The sequence below is a fragment of the Streptomyces composti genome, from assembly GCF_012034205.1.
In the GTDB taxonomy this organism is placed as follows: domain Bacteria; phylum Actinomycetota; class Actinomycetes; order Streptomycetales; family Streptomycetaceae; genus Streptomyces; species Streptomyces composti.
Genome location: NZ_JAATEM010000019.1, coordinates 111,447 through 130,169 on the forward strand (window position 1 = coordinate 111,447; position 18,723 = coordinate 130,169).

General features: G+C 71.1%; 19 protein-coding genes and 2 riboswitches. Of the genes, 6 read left to right on the forward strand and 13 right to left on the reverse strand.

All coding sequences use genetic code 11. From position 1 onward, the window contains the following. The first annotated feature begins 8 nt into the window (after positions 1–8). Complete coding sequence (locus HCJ93_RS17265; protein ID WP_167996607.1) at positions 9–683, forward strand: N-acetylmuramoyl-L-alanine amidase; 675 nt, start codon at positions 9–11, stop codon at positions 681–683. A gap of 66 nt (positions 684–749) precedes the next feature. Here HCJ93_RS17265 and HCJ93_RS17270 read toward each other — a convergent pair whose 3' ends face one another. From HCJ93_RS17270 to HCJ93_RS17280, 3 genes are all read right to left on the reverse strand, one after another. Next, a complete protein-coding gene (locus HCJ93_RS17270) occupies positions 750–1,919 on the reverse strand; it encodes a cysteine desulfurase family protein (RefSeq protein WP_167996608.1) in 1,170 nt (389 codons plus the stop codon). 133 nt (positions 1,920–2,052) lie between these two features. Further along, positions 2,053–2,319 carry a DUF4190 domain-containing protein gene (locus HCJ93_RS17275; protein WP_167996609.1) on the reverse strand — a complete coding sequence of 89 codons (267 nt, stop codon included), beginning with the start codon at positions 2,317–2,319 and terminating at the stop codon, positions 2,053–2,055. A 50-nt stretch (positions 2,320–2,369) separates the two neighbouring features. Further along, positions 2,370–2,537: a hypothetical protein gene (locus HCJ93_RS17280; protein WP_167996610.1), complete on the reverse strand. Its 168-nt coding sequence runs from the start codon at positions 2,535–2,537 to the stop codon at positions 2,370–2,372. 115 nt (positions 2,538–2,652) lie between these two features. Between HCJ93_RS17280 and HCJ93_RS17285 the strand changes: the two genes are divergently transcribed. Continuing rightward, complete coding sequence (locus tag HCJ93_RS17285; protein ID WP_167996611.1) at positions 2,653–3,315, forward strand: TetR family transcriptional regulator; 663 nt, start codon at positions 2,653–2,655, stop codon at positions 3,313–3,315. 91 nt (positions 3,316–3,406) lie between these two features. On the opposite strand, the gene HCJ93_RS17290 is transcribed toward HCJ93_RS17285, so the two are convergent. Continuing rightward, positions 3,407–4,267, reverse strand: a complete 861-nt coding sequence (locus HCJ93_RS17290) for a thioesterase family protein (protein ID WP_167996612.1) — start codon at positions 4,265–4,267, stop codon at positions 3,407–3,409. A gap of 124 nt (positions 4,268–4,391) precedes the next feature. On the opposite strand from HCJ93_RS17290, the gene HCJ93_RS17295 reads away from it, so the two are divergent. Continuing rightward, a complete protein-coding gene (locus tag HCJ93_RS17295) occupies positions 4,392–5,630 on the forward strand; it encodes an alpha/beta hydrolase (protein ID WP_167996613.1) in 1,239 nt (412 codons plus the stop codon). Here HCJ93_RS17295 and HCJ93_RS17300 read toward each other — a convergent pair. The 9 genes from HCJ93_RS17300 to HCJ93_RS17340 all read right to left on the reverse strand — a co-directional run bounded on the left by HCJ93_RS17300 (position 5,539) and on the right by HCJ93_RS17340 (position 15,276). After that, a complete protein-coding gene (locus tag HCJ93_RS17300) occupies positions 5,539–6,195 on the reverse strand; it encodes a trimeric intracellular cation channel family protein (RefSeq protein ID WP_167996614.1) in 657 nt (218 codons plus the stop codon). The two genes, HCJ93_RS17295 and HCJ93_RS17300, sit on opposite strands and share 92 nt — an antisense overlap. Before the next feature lie 63 nt (positions 6,196–6,258). Then, positions 6,259–7,386, reverse strand: a complete 1,128-nt coding sequence (locus HCJ93_RS17305) for an ABC transporter ATP-binding protein (RefSeq protein ID WP_309141427.1) — start codon at positions 7,384–7,386, stop codon at positions 6,259–6,261. A gap of 14 nt (positions 7,387–7,400) precedes the next feature. Continuing rightward, on the reverse strand, positions 7,401–8,483 hold the full coding sequence (locus tag HCJ93_RS17310; RefSeq protein WP_167996616.1) for an ABC transporter ATP-binding protein: 1,083 nt from the start codon (positions 8,481–8,483) through the stop codon (positions 7,401–7,403). Beyond that, complete coding sequence (locus HCJ93_RS17315) at positions 8,480–9,490, reverse strand: ABC transporter permease (RefSeq protein WP_167996617.1); 1,011 nt, start codon at positions 9,488–9,490, stop codon at positions 8,480–8,482. The genes HCJ93_RS17310 and HCJ93_RS17315 overlap by 4 nt, the downstream gene beginning before the upstream one ends. Positions 9,491–9,601: 111 nt before the next feature. Then, positions 9,602–11,353 (reverse strand): ABC transporter substrate-binding protein, encoded by a 1,752-nt coding sequence (locus HCJ93_RS17320; RefSeq protein ID WP_167996618.1) that lies wholly within the window; start codon positions 11,351–11,353, stop codon positions 9,602–9,604. Between the two features lie 26 nt (positions 11,354–11,379). Next, on the reverse strand, positions 11,380–12,378 hold the full coding sequence (locus HCJ93_RS17325; RefSeq protein ID WP_167996619.1) for an ABC transporter permease: 999 nt from the start codon (positions 12,376–12,378) through the stop codon (positions 11,380–11,382). A gap of 354 nt (positions 12,379–12,732) precedes the next feature. Beyond that, on the reverse strand, positions 12,733–13,551 hold the full coding sequence (locus HCJ93_RS17330) for an enhanced serine sensitivity protein SseB C-terminal domain-containing protein (protein ID WP_167996620.1): 819 nt from the start codon (positions 13,549–13,551) through the stop codon (positions 12,733–12,735). A 131-nt stretch (positions 13,552–13,682) separates the two neighbouring features. Then, positions 13,683–14,477 carry an enhanced serine sensitivity protein SseB gene (locus tag HCJ93_RS17335; RefSeq protein WP_167996621.1) on the reverse strand — a complete coding sequence of 265 codons (795 nt, stop codon included), beginning with the start codon at positions 14,475–14,477 and terminating at the stop codon, positions 13,683–13,685. A 130-nt stretch (positions 14,478–14,607) separates the two neighbouring features. Beyond that, on the reverse strand, positions 14,608–15,276 hold the full coding sequence (locus HCJ93_RS17340; RefSeq protein ID WP_167996622.1) for an AAA family ATPase: 669 nt from the start codon (positions 15,274–15,276) through the stop codon (positions 14,608–14,610). Positions 15,277–15,497: 221 nt separating this feature from the next. Continuing rightward, positions 15,498–15,596, forward strand: a riboswitch (glycine riboswitch). Further along, a riboswitch (glycine riboswitch) is annotated at positions 15,597–15,720 on the forward strand. Positions 15,721–15,755: 35 nt separating this feature from the next. Here HCJ93_RS17340 and gcvT point away from each other — a divergent pair. The 3 genes from gcvT to glyA all read left to right on the forward strand — a co-directional run bounded on the left by gcvT (position 15,756) and on the right by glyA (position 18,650). After that, a complete protein-coding gene (gene gcvT / locus HCJ93_RS17345; RefSeq protein WP_167996623.1) occupies positions 15,756–16,874 on the forward strand; it encodes a glycine cleavage system aminomethyltransferase GcvT in 1,119 nt (372 codons plus the stop codon). 122 nt (positions 16,875–16,996) lie between these two features. Next, positions 16,997–17,374 (forward strand): glycine cleavage system protein GcvH, encoded by a 378-nt coding sequence (gene gcvH, locus HCJ93_RS17350; RefSeq protein ID WP_167996624.1) that lies wholly within the window; start codon positions 16,997–16,999, stop codon positions 17,372–17,374. Between the two features lie 13 nt (positions 17,375–17,387). Beyond that, positions 17,388–18,650, forward strand: a complete 1,263-nt coding sequence (gene glyA, locus HCJ93_RS17355) for a serine hydroxymethyltransferase (protein WP_167996625.1) — start codon at positions 17,388–17,390, stop codon at positions 18,648–18,650. Positions 18,651–18,723: the final 73 nt, after the last annotated feature.

Consider the following 18,723-nt stretch of genomic DNA (forward strand, 5'->3'; position numbering starts at 1 on the left):
GGGATCGCGTGGGGGCATCAGCATCCGGGAAATCAGCCGACGGGGACCGGCGCATCGGGCGGCGGGCCCTGGTCGTGGGCTCGCTGGCCGCCGCCGCGGGCACGGCCGCGCTCGCGCGTGACGAGCTGGCGCGCCTGTGGTGGCGAGTGCCCGGCGTGGAGAAGCCGCGCAAGCCGGGCGAGGTCGACTACGCGGGTGCGCGCTGGCTGGCGGCCTCCGACGCCAACTGGCGCCGCGCGGACCGGCCGGACGACTACCGCATCGACATGGTGGTCGTCCATGTCACCCAGGGCGATCTCGACAGCGCCGTGAAGGCCTTCCAGGACCCCGGGCACCGGGCGGCGACGCACTACATCGTCGGCCAGGACGGCAGGGTCACGCAGATGATCCGCGAGCTGGACGTGGCCTACCACGCGGGCAACCGCGACTACAACGAGCGCAGCATCGGCATCGAGCACGAGGGCTTCGTGGACCGCCCGGAGGACTTCACCGACGCGATGTACGAGTCCTCGGCCCGCCTCACCGCCCGGATCTGCGCCCGCTACGACATCCCCGTGGACCGGGAGCACATCATCGGGCACGTGGAGGTTCCGGGCACCGATCACACGGACCCGGGCCCGCACTGGGACTGGGACCGCTATATGAAGCTGGTCCGGCGGGCCCGTACGGCGGCACAGGCCTGAGGCTGCCGGGCCCGCCGGGCGCGGGCTCAGCCGGCCGTCATGTCAGCGCGCGGGCTCCGCCGGCCGTCACGTCAGCCCCGCCGCCCGTGCCCGCTCGACCGCGGGGCCGATGGCCTTGGCCAGGGCCTCCACGTCCGCCTCGGTGGAGGTGTGCCCCAGGGAGAAGCGCAGGGTGCCGCGGGCCAGGTCGGGGTCGGTGCCGGTGGCCAGCAGGACATGGCTGGGCTGGGCGACGCCGGCGGTGCAGGCGGAGCCGGTGGAGCAGGCGATGCCCTGGGCGTCGAGCAGGAGCAGCAGGGAGTCGCCCTCGCAGCCGGGGAAGGTGAAGTGGGCGTTGGCGGGCAGCCGGCCGCCGGGGTCCGGGTCGCCGCCGAGAATGGCGTCGGGGACCGCCTTGCGGACCGCGGTGATCAGGTCGTCGCGCAGCGCGCCGATCTCCCGGGCGAACCACTCCTGCTGCTCGGCGGCCAGCCGCCCGGCGACGGCGAAGGAGGCGATCGCGGGCACGTCGAGGGTGCCGGAGCGCACATGCCGCTCCTGCCCTCCGCCGTGCAGGACGGGCACGGGGTTGTGCTCGCGGCCCAGGACCAGCGCGCCGATGCCGTACGGGCCGCCGATCTTGTGGCTGGAGACGGTCATCGCGGCGAGTCCCGAGGCGCCGAAGCCGACGGGCACCTGGCCGAAGGCCTGCACCGCGTCGGAGTGCAGCGGGATGCCGAACTCGGCGGCCACCTCGGCGAGTTCACGGATCGGGAAGATGGTGCCGATCTCGTTGTTGGCCCACATCACCGTGGCCAGGGCCACGTCGTCGGGGTTGCGGGCGATGGCCTCGCGCAGGGCGTCGGGGTGGACCCGGCCGTAGGTGTCGACGGGCAGGTACTCGACGGTGGCGCCCTCGTGCTCGCCGAGCCAGTGCACGGCGTCGAGGACGGCGTGGTGCTCCACGGGGCTGGAGAGGACCCGGGTGCGGGCCGGGTCGGCGTCCCGCCGGGACCAGTACAGGCCCTTCACGGCGAGGTTGTCCGCCTCGGTGCCGCCGGAGGTGAAGACCACCTCGCTGGGCCGGGCGCCGAGCGCCTCGGCGAGGGTCTCGCGGGCCTCCTCGACGGTGCGGCGGGCGCGGCGGCCGGCCGCGTGCAGGGAGGAGGCGTTGCCGGTGACTTCGAGGTGAGCGGCGAGTGCCTCGACCGCCTCGGGAAGCATCGGGGTGGTCGCGGCGTGGTCGAGGTAAGCCATGGTGAGCCCGATTCTACGGGTCCCGGCTCGTCTCTCCCGGTGCGTGGTCGGCCATGTGTGAGCCGGTCCTGCCGGTGCCGCACCGGCAGGATCCCGCCGCGCCCGGCGGCGGTTCCGTCGCTCCGGGAGCTCGTCAGATGCTCCAGGAGATGGTGTTGTCCGCCTGCATGAAGGCGGCGAGGACCACCAGGTCGGCGACGCCGAGGCCGAGGCCGAGCCAGGCGCGGCCGGGGCGGCGGGTGCCGCGCGCCAGGGCCACGGTGGCCAGCACGATCGCGACCGGCCCGAGAAAGACGTTGAGGACGAGCAGGCCGAGCAGACCGAGGACGAAGGACGCGACGGCCATGCCGTCGGTGTCGCGCAGTCCGGCGGGGCGGCCGGCGGGTGCGGTGAGCTGCATGATGATCGGGCTCCCTTGGTCGGAGGGGTCGGTGGTCTCGCGGGGCCCGGTCAGCGGGCCTGGGTGCCGCGGCGGCGGCCGTGCCGCTCGCGGAGGGCGAAGATGCCGAGCCAGGCGGCGATGACGACGGCCGCGGCGGCGGAGAAGGACAGCGGCGCGTGGGCCACGGTGCCCAGGACGAAGCCCAGGAGCAGCAGCGCGGCGACGATGAACAGCATGAGTGGTTCCCCCAGGATTTCGGTGAACGTTTGTAGTTACACTTGTTCACTGACTTCCCAGTCTAGCGGCCGGCACGCCTTTCCATTTCCAGAGAACAGTTGTTAACTGCATGGCATGAGTCACACCCTCGGCATCCGGCAGGCCCAGAAGCAGAAGACCCGGCAGGCACTCCTCGACGCGGCGCTCGAGCTGCTGGAGGGGCAGAGCCTGAGCAGTCTGGGGCTGCGTGAGGTCACCCGCGCCGTGGGGGTGGCCCCGACCGCCTTCTACCGGCACTTCCGCTCCATCGCGGATCTGGGCGTGGCACTGGTCGAGGAGGCGCTGGGCAGCCTGCACCCGACCATCAGGACCGCGCTGTCCACCACCGGCGACACCGAGGAACGCATCGTGCGGGCCGTGGAGCTGATCGCCGGTCATGTGGAACGGCACCCGGCGCACGTCCGGTTCATCGCCCGCGAGCGGTACGGCGGCGTCCGGCCGGTACGGGAGGCGATAGGCGGGCAACTCGCCCGGTTCGCCGAGGAGGTGGCCGAGGCACTGGCCGAGGACCCGGTGTCCGAGGGCTGGAGCAGGGACGACCTGCTGATGCTGGCCCAGCTCTACGTGGACCAGATGATCATGACCGCCTGCGGCTTCCTCGAGGCGCAGGAGGCGGGCCCCGAGGAGCAGGAGCGCAGCGCCCGCCTGGCGATCCGCCGCCTGCGGCTGATCGGCGTGGGCCGCCGGCACTGGCTCGACGACGGGCACGACGACGCGGGGAGCGGCACGCCCGGGTGAGGCCGGCGGCCGGCCGTCCGGCCGCACACGACGGCGGCCGTCCCGCGGTGCGGGACGGCCGCCGGATCGTGAACCGAGCGGGGGCCGGTGCTCAGCCCAGCCGGACCCGGGCCAGCTGCCGGGACTGGGCCACCAGCCGGTCGTTGCTGTCCCAGACCTCGGCGTCCTCCTCCAGGAAGCCGCCGGCCAGGTTGCGGGTGGTGATCGACACCCGGACCGGGCCCGGCGCCGGGCGGCACCGGACGTGGACGGTGAGCTCGACGGTCGGCACCCAGCCGGACAGGCCGAGTTCGAACGCGGTCGGCGGCAGCGCGTCCACCGCGAGCAGCAGCGACAGCGGGTCGTGGTCGCGGCCGTCGGCCAGGCCGAACCAGGCGCGCATCTCGCCCTTGCCGGAGGGCTTGCCGAGCGCCCAGCCCAGCGTCGACGGGTCCAGCTTGAGCATCAGCCGGTCGGCGATGGCGGAGCTGCCGTCGACCGGTGCGGGCCCGTCCTCGGGCCCGAAGCACTGCTCCATGGGCGGGATCGCGGGCGGCTCGGCCGTGGTGCGGACGTCGTCGGGCAGCGACCCGAGGTCGCCGTAGGAGGCGAGCGCGCGGATGCGCTCGATCTCGCGGCCCTGCTCGTCGTACTGGAAGAGGGACGCCTGGCCGGTGGACAGGGTGCGTCCGGTGCGCACGGTCTCGGTGCGCACCACCGCGGGGCCCGGCTGGGACGCGGTCAGGTAGTGCGCGGAGATGGTGAACGGGTCGGAGTGCGGCAGGGTGTCCGCGAGCGCGCGGCCCAGGACCGCCAGCAGATAGCCGCCGTTGACGGCATTGATGATCGTCCAGCCGGCGGAGAGGTCGATGTCGTAGACGCCGGGCTCGCGGCGGGTGACCGCGGTGTCGCGGTCGAACTCGCTGTCGCCGATCGGGGCCCGGACGGCCGGGGCGGAGGCTGCTTCTGGCATGGATGAACAGTACAAGAACCAACTACTAAGCGGTAGCTTTTGTGTCGCGCGGGACACCGGAGGGGCCGCTGCGGGACCGGTCACGGCGATGAACCGAACGCCCCCGCGTCCCCTCTATCGGGACATGAGCCTCACCGGAACCCCGTTCCTCTGCACTCTGGCCGTGCTGTGCGCCCTGGCCCTCGGCCTGCCGCTCGTGCTGTGGAGCCGGGTGCGCGGACCGCGGGCGGTGCGGGCCCTCGCCCGGGTGTCCATGCTACTGTTCGCCCAGCTCACCGCTGTCGCGCTGGTCTTCACCCTGGTCAACAACGCCAACCAGCTCTACGACGACTGGGGCGATCTGCTCGGCACCGCCGGCCACGTCGAGCACGCCGCCGACCTCGGCGCCGACGGCACCGGCGGCATCGCGCTGGAGCGGCTGCCCCGGGTGCGCCAGACCTTCGAACCGGCCCGCGGCCCCGGCATGCGGGCCGCCGGGGGCGTCCGGGTCACCCGGTTCGAGGGGCGGGTGTCGGGGGTGCGCGGCGAGGTGTACGTCTGGCTGCCGCCGCAGTACGACGACCCCGCCTGGCGCGGACACCGGTTCCCGGTGGTGGAGCTGCTGCCGGGCTATCCCGGCTCGGCCAAGGCCTGGTTCGGCACCCTGGACGCGCACGAGCAGCTGCTGCCGCTGATGCGCAGCGGGCGCATCGCCCCGTTCGTCCTGGTGGCGCCGCGCACCACGCTGGTGCCGGGGGCGGACACCGGCTGCGCCAACCTGCCCGGCAAGGTGAACGCGGACAGCTGGCTCAGCGTCGACGTGCCGCGCATGGTGACGGACAACTTCCGGGTGCAGCGCGCCCCGCGGGGCTGGGCGGTCGCCGGCTACTCGGCCGGCGGCCACTGCGCCACCAAACTCGCCGTCGCCCACCCCGACCGCTACGGGGCGGCGGTCAGCCTCTCCGGCTACAACGACCCGGCCGCCGAGCGCACCTCCCTCACCGGCCGGGACCCGGCGCTGCGCACGGCGCACAACCCGCTGACGCTGCTGCGCGAGGCGGTCGCCCCGCCCCGGATCTCGCTGTACCTCTCCGGCCAGCGGGGTGACGGCTACGAGGACGCCCTGGCCCTGGGCCGCGCGGCCGAGCCGCCGACCAGTGTGCAGGTGGTGAGGCTGCCGCGGAGCGCGGGCGGGCACACCATGGCGCTGTGGCGTCCGCAGGTGGTGCCGGCGTTCCGGTGGCTGACCGCGGAGCTGGGCGGGCAGCGGACCGTCTCCCACCCCTCGGCCCTCACTCCTCCCGGACCGTCGAGCGCCGGTGCCAGGCCCGGGGCGCCCGCCAGTGGTAGCGCATCGCCAGCAGCCGCAGCACGAACGCGGTGATCACCGCGGCGCCGCTGGTGAACGGGGTGAGCACGTCGTAGCGGATGCACAGCGCGACCAGGGCGGCGCCGACGATGGCCGGGACGGCGTACAGATCGCGGTCCCAGCGCAGCAGCGAGGGCACCTCGTTGGCGAGCACGTCCCGCAGCACGCCGCCGCCCACGGCGGTGGCCAGGCCCAGACAGGCGGAGGCGGTCAGTCCGAGCCCGTACTCGTACGCCTTGATCGTCCCGGCGACGCAGAACAGGCCGAGGCCGGCCGCGTCGAAGACATTGACGGCCGCCTGGATCCGCTCCACCTGGGGATGCAGGAAGATCACCAGGGTGGCGGCGAGCAGCGGGGTGACGAAGTACCCCAGGTCCGTGAAGGCGGCCGGCGGCACGGCACCGATGACCAGGTCACGGAAGAGCCCGCCGCCGCACGCGGTGACCTCGGCGAGCACGGCGATACCGAACACGTCGAAGTTCTTGCGGACGGCCAGCAGGGCGCCGGAGATCGCGAAGACGAAGATGCCGATCAGGTCGAGCGTGTGCTGGACGGACGGGCTGAAGAGTTGCTGGAGCACCCTTACATTCTCACCCAGCATCGAGCCCCCGCCTTGCAATAGAAGGCGAGGGCTCGCGGGCGCTTACTTGTCCGAAGATGTGTCCGAGGACTTCCCCAGCTCGGCGGCGGCCTGCCTGGCCTCCGTCAGCAGCTCGGTGTCCTGCGGGGCCTGGTCCTCGGAGTTCTCCGGGTGGTGGCAGGCGACCCGCTGACCCGGCCGGAGCTCCAGCAGCGGCGGCTCGGTGGTCCGGCAGATCTGCGTGGCCTTCCAGCACCGGGTGTGGAACCGGCAGCCGCTCGGCGGCGAGATCGGCGAGGGCACGTCGCCCTTGAGCAGGATGCGCTCGCTCTTGACCTTCCGGCGCTTGGGGTCCGGGATCGGCACCGCCGACAGCAGCGCCTTGGTGTAGGGGTGCATCGGCGCCTTGTAGAGCGCGTTGCGGTCCGCCAGCTCCACGATCTTGCCCAGGTACATCACCGCGATCCGGTCGGAGACGTGCCGGACCACCGACAGGTCGTGCGCGATGATCACATAGGTCAGGCCCAGCTCCTCCTGGAGGTCGTCCAGCAGGTTCACCACCTGCGCCTGGATCGACACGTCCAGCGCCGAGACCGGCTCGTCGGCGACCACCAGCTTGGGGTTGAGCGCGAGCGCGCGGGCGATGCCGATGCGCTGGCGCTGGCCGCCGGAGAACTCGTGCGGGTAGCGGTTGTAGTGCTCGGGGTTGAGGCCGACCACCGACAGGAGCCGCTGGACCTCCTTCTTCACCCCGCCCTCGGGCGTGACGCCCTGGAGCCGGAACGGCGCACTGACGATGGTGCCGATGGTGTGCCGCGGGTTCAGCGAGGAGTACGGGTCCTGGAAGATCATCTGCACGTCCCGGCGCATCGGCCGCAGGGCGCCGGTGCTCAGGTGCGTGATGTCCCGGCCCTCGAACTCGACCGTGCCGGCCGTCGGTTCGAGCAGCCGGGTGATCAGCCGGCCCATGGTGGACTTGCCGCAGCCCGACTCGCCCACGACGCCGAGGGTCTCGCCCTTGCGGACCTCGAAGTCGATGCCGTCGACGGCGCGCACGGCGCCGGTCTGCCGCTGGAGCAGGCCCTTGCGGATCGGGAAGTGCTTCTGCAGACCGGTCACCTTGAGCAGGATCTCGCCGTCGGCGCCGGCGTCCTTGGCCTGGGTGCCACCGCTCTGCTGCGGGATGCTCACCGCTTTTTCGTCACTCACAGCTTCGGCGCAATCTCTTCGGTCCAGATACGCTCCCGCTGCTCCTGGCTCATGTGGCAGGCGGCCCAGTGCCGGCTGCCGACCTCGGTCAGCTCGGGGCGGACCGTGCGGGTCACGTCGTCCTTGGGGATGTCCGCGTACGGGCAGCGCGGGTTGAAGGCGCAGCCAGGCGGGAGGTTGATCAGGGAGGGCGGCTGGCCCTTCACCGGGATGAGCCGGTCGGTCTCGTCACGGTCCAGGCGCGGCATCGAGCCGAGCAGGCCCCAGGTGTAGGGGTGGCGGGGCTCGGAGAACACGGCCTCGGCCGGGCCGCGCTCCACGCACCGGCCGCCGTACATCACCAGCAGGTCGTCGGCCATCTCGGCGACCACGCCGAGATCATGGGTGATCATGATGACGGCGGAGCCGAACTCCTTCTGCAGATCCCGGATCAGGTCGAGGATCTGCGCCTGCACGGTGACGTCCAGGGCGGTGGTGGGCTCGTCCGCGATCAGCAGCTCGGGGTTGTTCACCAGCGCCATGGCAATCATGGCGCGCTGGCGCATACCGCCGGAGAACTCGTGCGGGTAGCTGTCGACCCGCTTGCCGGGCTCGGGGATGCCGACCCGGTCGAGCATCTCGACCGCGCGCTGCTTGGCGATCTTCTTGCTGACGTCGTGGTGGACCCGGTAGGCCTCCACGATCTGGTGGCCGACCGTGTAGTACGGGTGCATCGCCGACAGCGGGTCCTGGAAGATCATCGCCATCTTCCGTCCGCGCAGCCGGCGCACCTCGTCCGGATGGGCGCCGATCAGCTCCTGGCCGTCCAGCCAGACCTCGCCGCTGACCTTGGCGCGCGCCGAGCGGTGCAGGCCCATCACGCCGAGCGAGGTGACGGACTTTCCGGAGCCGGACTCGCCGACGATGCCCAGGGTTCTGCCCCGCGCCACGTCGAAGCTGACGCCGTCCACCGACTTGACCAGACCGTCGTCCGTGTCGAAGTGGATGCGCAGATCACGCACGGACAGGAAGACGTCGTCCGCGTCGGACTGTGCGAGCGGCGCCGGTTCACCGAGCGCCGCCTTTTCGAGCTTGCTCACGAGTACCTCACGCGGGGGTCGATGGCGGCGTACACCAGGTCGACGACGAGATTGCAGAAGACGATGAAGAAGGCCGCGACCAGGGTCACGCCCATGACGATGGGCAGGTCGTTGTCCTTGATGGACTGCACGGCGTACGCGCCGATGCCCTGCAGCGAGAACACGGTCTCGGTGAGCACCGCGGTGCCGACCAGAAGCCCGAAGTCCATGCCGAAGATGGTGACGATCGGGGTGAGCGCCGAGCGCAGGCCGTGCTTGGTGACGACCGTGCTCTCCTTCAGACCCTTGGCCCTGGCCGTGCGGATGTAGTCCTCGCTCATCGTCTCGAGCATGCCCGCCCGGGTGAGCCGGGCGTACAGCGCGGAGAAGAGGAAGGCGAGGCTGATCCAGGGCAGCATCAGGTGCCAGGCCCAGTCGACGGGGCTCTCCGTGAACGGGATGTACTCCACGCTCTCCCAGATGGGGACCTCGTACACGAACAGGGCGTTGAGGACCTGCCCGGTGAAGAAGATCGGGAGGGAGACGCCGGCCAGGGCGATGATCATGGCGATGCGGTCGACCGGCTTGCCCTTGCGCAGCGCGGAGATGACACCGGTCGTGACACCGCTGATCACCCAGATCACGGCGGCGCCGATGGCCAGCGAGAAGGAGACCGGGATCCGTTCGGTCAGCTGCGGCCACACCTCGACGTGGCTCTTGAAGGAGTAGCCGAAGCACGGGGCGTCGCAGTGGGTGGCGTCGGGGCCGAACTTGTAGTCGGCGCCCGCCACGATGGCCTTGATGAAGTCCCAGTACTGGACGTAGAGGGGCTGGTCCAGGCCCAGGTTCTTCTTGATCGCGGCGACGGACTCGGGGTTGGCGTCCTTGCCGACGTACTGGGTGGCGAGCTGATCGGCCGTCTGGCCGCCGAGCCGTGGGACCAGGAAGAAGATCGCGAAGGTGACTGCGCTGACCACCAGCAGCAACAGCACCGCGCCGAAGACGCGTCGGATGATGTACGCAGCCACAGCTGTGCGGCTCCGGACGGCCGGGGCGGATCGTGTCCGCCCCGGCCGTCCGGCGCCTTCACCTGCCTTTCAGTGGATTACCGGCCCTGCTGTTCTGTGAAGCGGCATGTGCTACTTGGCGGAGCTCATGAGCACGTAGTCGTACATGCCGAGGTACGCCTGGGTGACCGTGACGTTGGCCGCGGACTCCGGGCGGAACAGCAGGTTCTTGCGGTAGACGAGCGGCACCACGGTGGCGGTGTCCATCACCATCTTGTCGATCTCGCCCCAGGTCTTGGTGCGCTCGGCCTCGTCGGTGTTGGCGATGCCTTCCTTGAGCGCCTTGTTGATCTTGGGGTCGTCCAGCTCCATCAGGTTGTTGCCGCCGGAGGGCTTGATGGCGGCGCCGTTGACGATCTGGTCGAGGAAGCCGTAGCCGGTCGGCCAGTCGGCACCCCACGCCATCGACATCATGCCGAGCTTGTGCTTGTGCACGTAGCTCGGGACACCGGCGAAGTTGGAGAAGTACTTGCCCGAGGGGAACTGCTTGATCTCGGCCTGGATGCCCACCTTCTTCAGCGCGTTCTGAATGGCGGTGGCGGCGGCGACCTCGGCGGGCCGGTCCGAACGGGCCGTCAGGTTCGTGGTGAAGCCGTTCGGCTTGCCGCACTGCTTCAGCTCGTCCTTGGCCTTGTCGACGTCGCCCTTGTTGCCCGGCGTGGCGTAGGTGTCGAACTTGGTGTAGCCGTTCACCGTCGGCGGCAGCAGCGTGGTGGCCACGTCGCCCTTGGGCGCGCCGCCCATGGCGTCCACCACGGACTGCTTGTCGATGGCGTACTGCACGGCCTTGCGGCAGTGGATGTTGTCGAACGGCTTCACATGCACGTTCAGCGCCAGGTACTGGGTGGCGCCGGCGTAGGAGATGTCCGTCTGCTTGGCCAGCTTGCCGGAGAGGACCTTCGGCTGGGTCTGCGGCTGCACACCCGTGCCGGCGGCGTCAGCCGTGATCTTGTCGGACAGCAGGTTGTTGTCGACGGTGACCGGGTTGACCTTGAACTTGATCTCGACCTTGTCCGGCAGCGCCTTGCGGATCGGGTCCGTCTTCGGGTCCCACTCCGGGTTGCGCACCAGGGTGGCGCTGCGGCCCTCCTGGTACGACTGGAACTTGTAGGGGCCGGAGGACACGATGTGCTGGACGTACTTCGCACCGTCGTCCTTCGCCCGCGGCACCGGGGCCGTCTGGGAGAACGTCGCCAGGTAGTCGAAGTCGGCGAACGGCTGGTTGAGGTGGAAGACGATCGTGTGGTCGTCCGGCGTCTCGATGGACTTGATGCCCTCGGGCGACTTGTCCTTGTACGGGCCCTTGTACTTGTCGCCGCCCTCGAGGAACGCCTTGAAGTAGGTCGGGCCGTTGGACAGCGCCTCCGGCGCGAAGTTGGAGCGCTCGATGGCGTACTTGACGTCCTTGGACGTCACCGGGGTGCCGTCCTCGAACTTCACACCCTTGCGCAGCTTGTACGTCCAGGTCTTGGCGTCCGGGCTCGGCTTGCCGAGGGACTCGGCGAGGTCGGGGACGACCTCCAGGCCCTCCTTGCCCGCGGCCGGCTTGAACGTGGTGAGCGTACGGCCGTACAGGCGGGAGAAGTTCATCACCCAGCCGTAGTAGCTGTTGCCCGGGTCGAGGGAGTCCGGCACGTCCGAGTGCTGGTAGGTGACGGTTCCCCCCTTCTTGTCCGACGCGTTGACGATGGAGGTAAGCGCCGCGTCCTTCTTGGCGTTGCCTCCATTGCCGTCGTCGTCCTTGCCACCACCGCCGCATGCGGCAGCGCCCAGCGACAACGCCAGGACCGACGCCACGCCGGCGGTCACCCTTCTCGTCTTCACCTGAGGAAGCCCCCTCAATCGATGGATCACTTGCTGCGAGGGTCGAGGGCGTCACGCAGCCCGTCACCCAGCAGGTTGAAGGCCAGGACCGTGATGAAGATCGCCAGTCCGGGCACGAACATGTACTGCGGATCCGCCGTGTAGAGATCCACGGCGTTGCTGAGCATGCCGCCCCAGGAGGCCTGCGGCGGAGCGATACCGACGCCGAGGAAGCTCAGCGATGCCTCGAAGAGGATGTTCGTCGGGATGATCAGCGTCGAGTAGACGATGATCGGTGCGACGAGGTTGGGCAGCAGCTCCCGGAACACGACGTACGGGCCGCGGGCGCCCATGCTGCGCGCCGCCTCGATGAACTCACGCTCCCTCAGGCTCATCGTCTGCGCGCGCACGATACGGCCGATGTACGGCCAGCTGAAGAAGCCGATCACGAAGATCAGCACGCAGATGCGCAGCGGCAGGCCGTCGAGGCCGAAGAAGCCGTCCTGCACCGAGGCCGAGATGGAGATGGCGAACAGCAGCAGCGGGAACGCCAGGAAGGTGTCCATCATCCGGCTGATGATGGAGTCCACCCAGCCGCCGTAGTACCCGGCGAGCAGGCCCATCACGGTGCCGATCAGCACGGAGAGCATCGTGGCGCCACCGGCCACCAGGAGGGAGACCCAGGAGCCGTCGATGATGCGGGCCAGCATGTCCCGGCCGTACTGCGGGTCGACACCGAGCGGGTGCTCCCAGCTCATGCCGCCCCAGCCGCCCTTGGGGGCCAGCAGGGCGGGGTCGATGAGGTCCTGGTTGAACTTGTTGGGATCCAGGCCGAAGACCCACTGGATGGGCTTGGAGAGCACCGCCATCAGGACGAGCAGGACGACCACCACACCACCGGCCATCGCCACCTTGTCGCGCTTGAAGCGCATCCAGGCGATCTGGGTGAGCGAACGCCCTTCGATCTGGCTCTTCTTGACCCCGGCGAGCACGGCCTCGGGCTGTGCTCCGGCTTCCGCCCCCGTGGTCTCGATCGGTGCGGTCACGGTGCGATTGACCCCTCTCGGGTCGGCGATCCGCCGACCCCCCCTTGCTGCCGCTGTAGCGGTCGCTTGTCTCGTACGCAGGACCGACCGGCCCGTGTCTCCGGGAGTCTTCAACGCTTCGGCGATCAGTATCCAGACCTGGAAGTGAATGGATGCGTAACCGTGATGCTGTCCTGGGGGTTCCGTTATCCGGACAGCGGCTAACGCGGGCCGGACGTAGGCGAATCGGCATAAATCCCGCCAGGCCACTGCGATTTGACGCGGTCTACGCGCGTGAACCGCGTCCGTCGACGGGGGCGGGACGCGGTGCCGGGGCCCCGGTGCGGCGCGGTGACGGGGCAGGGCGGAGGTGGCTCAGTAGGCGCCGGGAGCCGGCGGCTGGACCGGCGGACCGCCGTAACCGGCGGCGGGCGCGGGGGCCGCCGAAGGGGCCGGGGCGTGTGCCTCACGGTCGTAGAACGGGCGGGCGTTGTGGCGCAGCCACATGACGACCGGGTCGTGCTCGTCGCTCATCGCGACCGTGGACACCGGCAGGCCGTCCGGGACGGCGGCCAGGGACTGCTGCATCATCGCGCGCACCGAGTCCACCGCCTGCGGCGAGGTGTCGTACACGTCCAGGCCGATGGCCAGGTACGGCGCGCCGAGGGCCGGCTGGACCCAGGCCCGGCGCAGGGAGCGCACCGCCGGGGTGCGGTGGGCGTTCTGCGTGAGCAGGGCGTAGAACTGCGGGATCTCCACGGCCGGTTCGGACAGGCGCAGCGGTCCCGCGGGCTGTCGGTCGAGGCCGGTGGCGATGCGGCGCAGGTCGAGCCAGGGGATGCCGACGCCGCCGCCCGGGGCGTGCGGGTTGAGCCAGAGGCCGTAGCGGTCGGGGTAGAGGGCGCGGGCCACGTCGAGGCCGTCGACCACCTCGTAGGAGCGGTTCCAGCCGCTCGCCGAGAGTTCCTGAGCGGAGGTGACGCACGGGGCGTAGCCGTGCCCGTCGACCTCCATGTTGGCGTACTGGGCGTCCGGGGAGCCGGCCTGGCCGTGCCACAGCAGCATCCAGACCTGGCCGGTGGAGGGGGTGGCGAGGGCGCGCAGCAGGGCTTCGTAGGCGTCGTAGCGCCCCGGCGTCACCTGGCGCAGCATGTGCTCGACCTGGCCGGTCGCGGCGGTGCCGCTCGCGCTCACTGTTACCGCCCCTCTGTGTCAACGCCGTGAGTGGACCTAGCTTAAGGGTCGCCCCGCAGCCCGGGGTCCGCCCGTGCGGACGGGGGCGCGCGGTGCCGTGACCGGTCCCGCGCACCCGCGCGTTCCCCGGGTCAGCCGGCCGGCCGCTGGTAGAAGGGACGCACCCGCTCCCGCATCCAGGTGCCGACCGGGTCCTGCGTCACGTCCAGCAGTACCAGGTTGACCGGCCACGGTGCCGGAGCCTTGGCCAGGGCACGGCCGAGGGCCTCCAGCGGCAGGGCGCGCAGGTCGCCCTCCCACTGGGAGAGCTCCACGCCCACGAACATCACCGGATCGGCGGTCTCGATCGCCGCCAGGCAGCGGCGGGCGGTGGTGACGACACCGATGGTGTCGAACTCCGCGGACGCCGCCGACAGGAAGTCGACGGGGTCGTCCTGCCAGTCCGGTTCGAACAGGCGGACGCGGCCGCCGGAGGCCGGGCCGTCCAGCGGGGTGCGCCCGGCGCGGCACAGCTCGGCCACCGCGGGCGGCGGCAGCGGGATGCCGACGACTCCGCCCGGGTTGACGGCGATGCCCGCCTGCGGCGGCAGACCGCGCGCGAACTCCACGGCCGGCGCGATGGTGTACGCCATGTGCGAGCCGACGACCTGGTGGAACTGCTCCTCGGAGCTGAAGACCGGGACGTAGGCCTGCCCGTCCAGCTCCATCGTGGGCACGTCGAGCGGTCCGCTGTGCGGGCCGCCGCCGTTGGGCAGCGGCACCCAGATGAAGCTGCGGCCCAGCACCTCGACGATCCGCCCGCCGGCCGAGGGCACACCGAGCGAGGCGGAGAGCACCTCCTCCAGCTCGTTGCCGGGCCATCCGCCGTGCGGATGGGGATGTGCCTGCGCCGGGAAGTCCGCGGAAAACCCCGCCGGAATGTCCATCTGCCTACCGCCTGACTGAAACATCGCTGTAGCCCAGAAGGCTAACGCCCCCACCGGCACCCGTTCTCCACGGCCGCCGCCCCGCACGGGCCTCCGCCCGGCCGGTGTCTCCCCCGGCCCCCGTCGCCGCTCAGCCCGTGAAGCCGATGTGCTGGAGGGTGTCGGCGGCGGTGCGGTCGAGGAGGACGGCTGAGGCGCAGCCGGCGGGCAGGTGGGCCCGGTGCGCGGCCCTGAGGAGGCGGTGGGTGGCGGTGCGGTGGCGGCGGAAGGCGTAGCGGGAGACGGCGCGGCCACGGCGGCGCTGCCCCTCGAGGGCGGCGTCGGGCGGGACGTCGAGCAGGATCAGGTGGAGGGCGCCGCCGCGGCGGCGGGCCTCGCGGGCGAGCCAGCGCCGCACCCAGGTCTGGGTGCCGCAGTCGTGGACGACCAGGGGTTCGCCGGTGCGCAGGGCGCGGCGCAGCCCGGCGTAGTGGGCGAGGCGCACCAGGGGCCGGTAGCAGGCGTAGGGGAGGAAGCGGGGCACCCGGCTCGCCCAGCGGTCGCGGGTGTCCTGGGAGTCGATGCGCCGGCCGCGCACCGTGCGCTGCATCAGGGTGGACTTGCCGCTGCCGGGCAGCCCGGTGACCGCGACCAGGTCGCGCGGGCCGAACAGGAGCGCGCGCGGGCTGCGGCCCGCCCGGTCGCGCAGATCGCGGACGACGGGCGCGGGCAGCGGCGCGCACGTCTCCCGGGTGGATGCGACGGGCGCGCCGGGCAGCCCGACACCCGGGGTCGTGGCGTACGCCGTGATCCTGTTCACCGTGTTCGTCCTCCCCTGGGGCCGGTCCGGTGGACCCGTCCCCCGCCGACTGTAAAGAGACGGTAATGCCGTGGTGATGCGTTTCGGTCCGCGTCCTGGAACAGGCCTGTCACAGCCCATTGTGACCGTCCGTGCGCGCTGTGCGTCCGAGGAGAAGGGTCCCCCTGCCGAACGCCCGGGATGCGTGCAATGATGTGCGCGCCAACTGCATACCGGCCGTTTGAATCCGCGCGGGAGAGTCCCCGGCACCTTGCCGCCGGGGCGCCGAAGGAGCAAGTCCCTCCCTTGAATCTCTCAGGCCCCGTTACCGCGCGGGCGAGGCACATCTGAAAAGCGGGCCGCTGCCGCAGTGCTCCGGTGGCCCCACCCAAGGTGCAAGTCCTGACCGCCGCGACAGCGGTGGTCATGGCGAACCTCTCAGGTTCCGATGACAGATGGGGAGGAAATGTCCTCGCCTGTCATGCTTGGGAGACCGACCGATGAGCAGTACCGAACTCCGCCGTACCGCGCTCGATGCCGTGCATCGTGCCCTCGGCGCGACGATGACCGATTTCGCCGGCTGGGACATGCCCCTGCGCTACGGCTCCGAACGCGACGAGCACAACGCGGTGCGGACCAGGGCCGGCCTGTTCGACCTGTCGCACATGGGTGAGATCACCGTCACCGGCCCGCAGGCGGCCGCCCTCCTCGACTACGCCCTGGTGGGCAAGATCTCGGCGGTGAAGCCGGGCCGCGCCCGCTACACCATGATCTGCCGCGAGGACGGCGGCATCCTGGACGACCTGATCGTCTACCGGCTCGGCGAGACCGAGTACATGGTGGTCGCCAACGCCTCCAACGCCCAGGTGGTGCTGGACGCGCTGACCGAGCGCGCGAGCGGTTTCGACGCCGAGGTGCGCGACGACCGCGACGCCTACGCACTCCTGGCGGTGCAGGGCCCCGAGTCCCCGGGCATCCTGGCGAGCCTCACCGACGCCGACCTGGACGGCCTGAAGTACTACGCCGGCCTGCCGGGCACGGTCGCCGGGGTGCCGGCGCTGATCGCCCGTACCGGCTACACCGGCGAGGACGGCTTCGAGCTGTTCGTGAAGCCGGAGCACGCGGTCGAGCTGTGGCAGGCGCTGACCAAGGCCGGCGAGGGTGCCGGTCTGGTGCCGTGCGGGCTGTCCTGCCGGGACACCCTGCGCCTGGAGGCCGGTATGCCGCTGTACGGGCACGAGCTGAGCACCTCCCTCACCCCCTTCGACGCCGGTCTCGGCCGGGTGGTGAAGTTCGACAAGGAGGGCGACTTCGTGGGCCGGGCCGCGCTCGCCGAGGCCGCCGAGCGGGCGGCGCAGAACCCGCCGCGCGTCCTGGTCGGGCTCGTCGCCCGCGGCCGCCGGGTGCCGCGCGCCGGGTACGCGGTGGTGGCCGGCGGCGAGGTGATCGGCGAGGTCACCTCCGGGGCCCCGTCGCCGACGCTGGGCAAGCCGATCGCCATGGCGTACGTCGACCTCGCGCACGCGGAGCCCGGCACCGAGGGCGTCGCCGTGGACATCCGCGGCACCCACGAGCCGTACGACGTCGTTGCGCTGCCGTTCTACAAGCGCCAGAAGTGACACCGTCTTAAGCCGGACCTTCTTCGCGTGCCGCGCGTCCGGGCACGTCCGGCCTGCTCACGCACGCGTCACCCAGGTCCCTGAGTCATCAGCCATCACGCCCGTACAGGAGAATTCAGGCCATGAGCAACCCCCAGCAGCTGCGTTACAGCAAGGAGCACGAGTGGCTGTCGGCCGCCGAGGACGGCGTCGCGACGGTCGGCATCACCGAGCACGCGGCGAACGCGCTCGGCGACGTCGTGTTCGTCCAGCTCCCCGAGGTCGGGGACACCGTGACCGCGGGCGAGACCTGCGGCGAGCTGGAGTCGACCAAGTCGGTCAGCGACCTGTACTCCCCCGTGACCGGTGAGGTCACCGAGATCAACGAGGACGTGGTGAACGACCCGTCGCTGGTGAACTCGGCCCCCTTCGAGGGCGGCTGGCTGTTCAGGGTGCGGATCTCCGAGGAGCCGTCCGACCTGCTCTCCGCCGCCGAGTACGACGCCCACATCGCCGGCTGAGGAGCCGTACGCCATGTCCGTTCTGAACACGCCCCTGCACGAGCTCGACCCGGCGGTGGCCGCCGCGGTCGACGCCGAGCTGCACCGCCAGCAGTCCACCCTCGAGATGATCGCCTCGGAGAACTTCGCCCCGGTCGCGGTCATGGAGGCCCAGGGCTCGGTCCTCACCAACAAGTACGCCGAGGGCTACCCGGGCCGCCGCTACTACGGCGGCTGTGAGCACGTCGACGTGGTCGAGCAGATCGCCGTCGACCGGGTGAAGGAGCTCTTCGGCGCCGAGCACGCCAACGTCCAGCCGCACTCCGGTGCGCAGGCCAACGCCGCCGCGATGTTCGCGCTGCTCAAGCCGGGCGACACGATCATGGGTCTGAACCTCGCGCACGGCGGGCACCTGACCCACGGCATGAAGATCAACTTCTCCGGCAAGCTCTACAACGTGGTCGCCTACCACGTCGGCGACGACGGCCAGGTCGACATGGCCGAGGTCGAGCGGCTGGCCAAGGAGAGCAAGCCGAAGCTGATCGTGGCCGGCTGGTCGGCCTACCCGCGCCGGCTGGACTTCGCCGCGTTCCGCCGGATCGCGGACGAGGTCGGCGCCTACCTCATGGTCGACATGGCGCACTTCGCCGGCCTGGTCGCGGCGGGGCTGCACCCGAACCCGGTGCCGCACGCCCATGTGGTGACCACCACCACGCACAAGACACTGGGCGGCCCGCGCGGCGGTGTGATCCTGTGCACCGCCGAGCTGGCGAAGAAGATCAACTCCGCGGTCTTCCCCGGTCAGCAGGGCGGCCCGCTGGAGCACGTGATCGCGGCCAAGGCGGTCGCCTTCAAGGTCGCCGCGAGCGAGGAGTTCAAGGAGCGCCAGCGTCGTACGCTGGAGGGCGCCCGCATCCTCGCCGAGCGCCTGGTGAAGGACGACGCGAAGGCGGCGGGCGTGTCCGTCCTGACCGGCGGCACGGACGTCCACCTGGTCCTGGTCGACCTGCGCGACTCCGAGCTGGACGGCCAGCAGGCCGAGGACCGCCTCCACGAGGTGGGCATCACGGTCAACCGCAACGCCGTCCCCAACGACCCGCGTCCGCCGATGGTGACCTCCGGTCTGCGCATCGGCACGCCGGCCCTGGCGACCCGCGGCTTCACCGCCGAGGACTTCGCCGAGGTCGCGGACGTGATCGCCGAGGCGCTCAAGCCGTCCTACGACGCCCAGGCGCTCAAGGCCCGGGTCGCGGCGCTGGCGGAGAAGCACCCGCTGTACCCGGGGCTGAACAAGTAGCGAACAGCAGCACAGCGCACCACAGGGGCGGCCGCGCCCGCCACAAGCCGGCCCGGCCGCCCCACCCCCTTTG